Annotated in this window: 6 protein-coding genes; all 6 read left to right on the forward strand. The window is 51.1% G+C overall.

What is annotated here, in order from left to right; genetic code table 11:
* Positions 1–320: 320 nt before the first annotated feature.
* Positions 321–1055 carry an AzlC family ABC transporter permease gene (locus tag Q0L39_RS10335; protein WP_296628947.1) on the forward strand — a complete coding sequence of 245 codons (735 nt, stop codon included), beginning with the start codon at positions 321–323 and terminating at the stop codon, positions 1053–1055.
* Positions 1055–1381: an AzlD domain-containing protein gene (locus Q0L39_RS10340; RefSeq protein WP_296628949.1), complete on the forward strand. Its 327-nt coding sequence runs from the start codon at positions 1055–1057 to the stop codon at positions 1379–1381. The genes Q0L39_RS10335 and Q0L39_RS10340 overlap by 1 nt, the downstream gene beginning before the upstream one ends.
* A 137-nt stretch (positions 1382–1518) precedes the next feature.
* Complete coding sequence (gene fba / locus Q0L39_RS10345; RefSeq protein ID WP_296628950.1) at positions 1519–2382, forward strand: class II fructose-1,6-bisphosphate aldolase; 864 nt, start codon at positions 1519–1521, stop codon at positions 2380–2382.
* A gap of 347 nt (positions 2383–2729) precedes the next feature.
* Positions 2730–3395 (forward strand): ATP-dependent Clp protease proteolytic subunit, encoded by a 666-nt coding sequence (locus tag Q0L39_RS10350; protein WP_296628955.1) that lies wholly within the window; start codon positions 2730–2732, stop codon positions 3393–3395.
* Positions 3392–3631, forward strand: a complete 240-nt coding sequence (locus Q0L39_RS10355) for a YlzJ-like family protein (protein WP_296628952.1) — start codon at positions 3392–3394, stop codon at positions 3629–3631. Before Q0L39_RS10350 ends, Q0L39_RS10355 begins: the two co-directional genes overlap by 4 nt.
* 54 nt (positions 3632–3685) lie before the next feature.
* A partial coding sequence (locus Q0L39_RS10360) for a DNA translocase FtsK 4TM domain-containing protein (RefSeq protein WP_296628954.1) occupies positions 3686–5598 on the forward strand: 1913 nt, incomplete at its 3' end.

A 5598-nucleotide genomic window follows, 5' to 3' on the forward strand; every position in this document is an offset into this window, starting at 1 on the left:
ATCCAGGTCTTCCAGCTGTTTGGAGTTCCAGATATTATAGCTATCGAGATAGTTCACGGCGCTTCATCCTTTCTTTTCAATGCGGACCCGTCTGCATTGACAACTGTTCCGCAAAATTATACAAAGTGAATAGATTCCATTTCTATTTTATGCTCTTTGTATCGAAAAGTCAACAAAAATTCCTTTCAAATCCTTGTAATAAAAGCCTGTTATCCTTTCTCCTGAAAAGAAAAAGGTCGAGGTCTGTCCAAAAAATTCTTGCAGCTGCTTTTATACAGTGCTACAATAAAGTGCACCGATAAAAAGTGGAGGATTATCACATGAAAATACATTCTTGCAGCAGTTATCAAAAGGGCTTTCTGGACGGTATCCCGATCGGGTTGGGATATCTCTCTGTTTCCTTTACCTTTGGAATGATGGCGGTCAACATGGGAATCCCCGTCTGGGGCGCCGTCCTGATTTCGATGACTAATCTGACTTCTGCCGGTCAGTTTGCAGGACTGAGTCTGATCGTTTCGGGTGCACCACTGATCGAAATGGCGTTGACCCAGCTGACCATCAATCTGCGCTATGCACTGATGTCACTTTCTCTGTCCCAGAAGCTGCATCCTTCGGTGGGTTTAATCCAGCGTCTGGGAATCGCCTTTGGCAACACCGATGAAATCTTTGCGCTGGCAATGCAGCAGCCGGAGGAAATCACTACCCGTTACTGGTTTGGGCTGATGACCGTTCCCTTCTTTGGATGGGTCGGCGGCACCTTTCTGGGCGGCGCTGCCAGCACCATTCTGCCGGATGCTCTGCGGTCGGCGCTGGGCATCGCCATCTACGGCATGTTCCTTGCGGTGATTCTTCCGCCGGCAAGGGAACATCGTTCCATCCGTGCAGCTGTGCTGATTGCCGCCATCATCAGCTGTCTGTGCTACTATCTGCCGGTGCTCAATCGCCTCTCCAGCGGATTCGTCATTATTCTGTGTGCGCTGGTCGCTTCGACCGTCATGGCGATTCTCGCTCCTATCCAAGCGGAGGACACTACAGAACAGGAGGTGCAGAGATAATGGAGTTTTCCCGTTTTCTTACCTGTGTTGCCGTCATGGCAGGAGTGACCTATCTGGTGCGCATGCTGCCGCTGGCCATCTTTCGCAATAAGGTTCACAGCCAGTTTATTCAATCGTTTTTGTATTATATTCCTTACGCGGTGTTGGGAGCAATGACCTTTCCTGCCATTTTATACTCCACCTCGGCTCTGCCTTCTGCACTGGCGGGACTCTGTGTGGCAGTGCTGCTGGCTCTGTTTGAAAAAGGGCTGTTGGTGGTCGCTTTAGGTGCATGTGCCGCTGTATTTATTGCTGAAAGCCTGATGCGGTTGCTGGGACTTTTGTAAGGGCTTTGTGTAAAATGATTGATTTTCCTACCATAATTGTTTATAATAAAAGAAATGGGAAGATGCTCTGTCAGCATTCCCAAAGTGTTCTCAACAATGGGAGCGAAGGTTTTCGATAAAAAAGGAGGAAATTTATCATGTTAGTTTCTGCAAAAGAAATGCTGGACAAAGCAAAGGCCGGCAAATATGCGATCGGTCACTTCAACATCAATAACCTCGAGTGGACAAAAGCTATTCTTCTCACTGCACAGGAAAACAATTCTCCGGTCATCCTCGGTGTTTCCGAAGGCGCCGGCAAATATATGGGCGGCTATACCACCGTTGTTGGTATGGTCAATGGTATGATCAAAGAGCTGAACATCACCGTTCCAGTTGCTCTGCATCTGGACCACGGCAGCTATGAAGCAGCAAAAGAATGTATCGAAAAAGGCTTCTCCTCCGTTATGTTCGATGGTTCCAAGTACAGCATCGAAGAAAACGTTGAGAAAACCAAAGAGATCGTTGCTCTGGCACACTCCAAAGGCATCTCGGTTGAGGCTGAGGTAGGCGCTATCGGCGGCGAAGAGGACGGTGTTCTCGGCGGCGGCGAAATCGCTGATCCAGACGAGTGCGCAAGCATCTGCGAGCTGGGCGTTGACATGCTGGCAGCAGGTATCGGCAACATCCATGGTGTATATCCTGAAAACTGGCCAGGTCTGCGTCTGGACGTTCTGGCCAAGATCCAGGAAAAGACCGGCAAAATGCCACTGGTTCTGCACGGCGGCACAGGCATTCCGGATGAGATGGTAAAAGATGCAATCTCCAAAGGCGTTTCTAAGATCAACGTCAACACCGAGTGCCAGATCGTATTCACCGAAGCTACCCGCAAATACTTCGAGGAAAACATGGATCAGCAGAAGAAAGGCTTCGACCCAAGAAAGGTTCTGAAACCAGGATTTGAAGCAATCAAAGCAAAAGTAAAGGAAAAGATGGAACTGTTCGGTTCGATCGACAAAGCATAATCACCTCCGTTTTGGATCGCCTTCTCAAAGCGGAAAGCCGGCATCGGGGATTTCCCGATGCCGGCTTTTTGTTACGGTTGTTTCATCTTGCTTCTAATCTAGAATCACGCTATAATAAAGAGAGCTTTTCAAAAAAGTATAATTCTTCTGGCTGTGCGCACACTATCACTGAAAATCCATGATTGATGGAGGTGTGCCACTTGGCCCATAAAAAGAAGCAGAAACATCATTCTCCGAGCTGGGAGCAGTCGCTCTCCGATCAGCAGAGCAATCCCTGCAACATCGAGGAAAGCTCCGGCGATTCCCAGGACGAAGACATTGACCAGCTCGACCAAACCCAACAGATTATGCAGACCGGCTCTGTTACCATGACAAGGGCAAAGCACGTGATCCACTGTCTGACCATCGTTGGACAGATTGAAGGTCACTATATCCTGCCGCCACAGAATAAAACCACCAAATATGAACATGTCATTCCACAGTTGGTGGCAATCGAACAGGACCCTTCCATCGAAGGACTGATGATTATTCTCAACACCGTGGGAGGCGACGTCGAAGCCGGACTTGCTATCGCAGAGCTGATTTCCGGCATGAAAAAGCCGACCGTTTCGCTGGTGCTCGGCGGCGGTCACTCGATCGGTGTCCCGCTGGCGTGCAGCGCCAAGCAATCGTTTATCGCACCATCTGCCACCATGACGGTGCATCCGGTGCGGATGAACGGCCTTGTGCTGGGTGTCCCGCAGACCCTGTCCTACTTTGACCGGATGCAGGAACGCATCGTCCGCTTTGTCACCGAAAACTCCAAGATTTCCTCCAAAGGCTTCCGAAAGCTGATGATGAACACCGGCGAACTGGTGATGGATGTCGGCACGGTGCTGGACGGCGAAAAAGCGGTGGAAGAAGGACTGATCGACCATTTGGGCGGACTGAGCGAGGCCATCGCCTGTCTGTATCAGATGATCGAACAGCAGCAAACACCCAAATCCCAGCGCAAAGGAGGAGGGAAAAAATGATCCTTCACTCGGTCACTCCCGTTGTCGCGATGCAGCAGATGTTCGCCTTGCAGGATCACACCCTACCACCGGTGCAGACACTTGCACTGGGTCCCTACTGCTCTGCCGAAGGCACCGTCGAAAACGGACAGCTCACCATCGGACGCATCATTTCTACCAATCCGCAGGATTTTTTAAATCCCGCGCTTTTTCCAGGGATGCAGCTTCCCTTTTTGGCAAACACACGCTCTCAATAATTTGGCGCGGCTTGTGCCGCGTTACATAACCTCGCAACAGAAGGAGGCAACCTCATGGCAACCAAAAAAACTTCCTCTTCCCGTTCTACCAAGCAGACAAAGTCCAAAAAGACCAGCGCTGCCGCCTTTGAGGAGGAACGAAAAAAACGCGAAGAACACTCTCGCCAGCACTTCTGGTCGATTGTTGTCTTTGCCATCGCCATTTTTATTATGGCCAATACCCTCGTCGAAGGGCAGAACGTTTGGAGATGGATACATAATTTCTTTCTGGGAATGTTTGGATGGACCTCCTATCTGATCGCTCCCGTTTTATTTTTTATCTCCATTATGGCGGCGCTCAATAAACCCATCGGTTCCATCGGACACAAAATCTGGCAGACCATGCTGCTGATCTGTCTGCTCAACGGCGCCACTCAGGTGTTTGGCAGCGGAATTCCAGACGGCAATCTGATCGAGAAGTTTGTTTCTCTCTTCCGCGATGGCATCAACGGCGACGGCGGCGGCGCTATCTCGGCCATTTTTGGCCTGCCGCTGCTGTACTGGTTTGGTCCTACCGGAGCCAAGGTCACCATGGTGCTGCTCATCTTTGTCGCTATCATGCTGCTGACCGACTCCACCCTGATCGACCTGGTTGACTCGATACGCAAACCGGTGAAAAAGATGGAGGATGCCTACGTCGCCCATGCAGAGCTGCGCAACCAGTTTCGGGAGCAGGAGCAAGACGAAGACAATCTCCCTCGTCCCAATTTTAACATCAACATTCCTGTGGCAGACAAGGAAGCGCCTCAGAACAATGATCCTCTGCTGACCGACCCTGAAGAGCTTCGGCTGCATGCGGACAGCTTCTTTAATGCAAAACAGAAAAAAGAAGCGGAACTTCAAAAACTGCGCGAAAGCCAGGAGGCAACCCAGAACAAGCGCAGTGCCTGGAAGGACAAGCTGACTGCGGAACGCGCCGAGCAAAAACGTCGGGAGATGGAGCGTGCGCAGGAAATTTCTGCGAACCGTCTGGAGCCTGGTTCCTCCCGTGCAGCAGAATTCTGGGCACCGGAGGAGGATCTTATTCCCGAGGACACCGAAGAGCCTGTTTCTTCTCCTTACCTGGATGATCTGATCAACCGTGTCGCTTCCAGCGGCAAAACCACCCTCGCCAAGGAGGATCAGGATGTTCTGCACACACTGAAATCCAACACTGTTTCGCCCACCTTCAAACCGGTGGTGGATTCCAGCAACATGCAGCAGGCCATCAATCTGTTTGAAGAAAAAATCGGGGATGAGCAGCAAACCGGCCTTTCCTGGGAAACAGAGGACGACGATCTGATTCCTGCGGATTCCTTCGTCTTTGGAAGTAACACCGAAGCTGTCACCGACGATGTAGAGGAGGAAGAAGAGGAACTTCCTGACTTCCATCCCGAAAACATTGTGGATCAGCCTGCTTCCCGTTCCAACGATTTTGAAATTATCGAAGTCTCCCCTGACGATATTCGTGCGCAGGGAATGAGTCTGGAAGGTGTATCCCACTCTGCCGACCAGCCGGAGCCGGAAGCACCACCGGAACCGGAATATATCAAACCTCCGATTGAGATTCTCAACGAGATCGAAAAGCCCAGCGAAGAAAACCTGCAGGAGGAACTTCGTTCCAATGCCGAAAAGCTGGTGGCAACTCTGCAAAGCTTCGGTGTGCAGACCCGCATCATCGACATCGCCCGCGGACCTGCGGTCACCCGCTATGAGCTTCAGCCTTCTGCCGGCGTCAAAATCAGCAAGATCACCAACCTTGCCGACGACATCGCGCTCAATCTGGCAGCTTCCGGCGTGCGCATCGAAGCGCCGATTCCCAATAAGCCGGCTGTCGGTATTGAGGTACCAAACAAGGTCGTCAGCACCGTTTCGATCCGCGAAATTATCGACTCTCCCGAATTTGAGCAGGCCAAAAGTCCTCTTTCGGTCGCTCTCGGACGGGACAT

The sequence above is a fragment of the uncultured Negativibacillus sp. genome (genome assembly GCF_944388365.1).
GTDB lineage: Bacteria > Bacillota > Clostridia > Oscillospirales > Ruminococcaceae > Negativibacillus.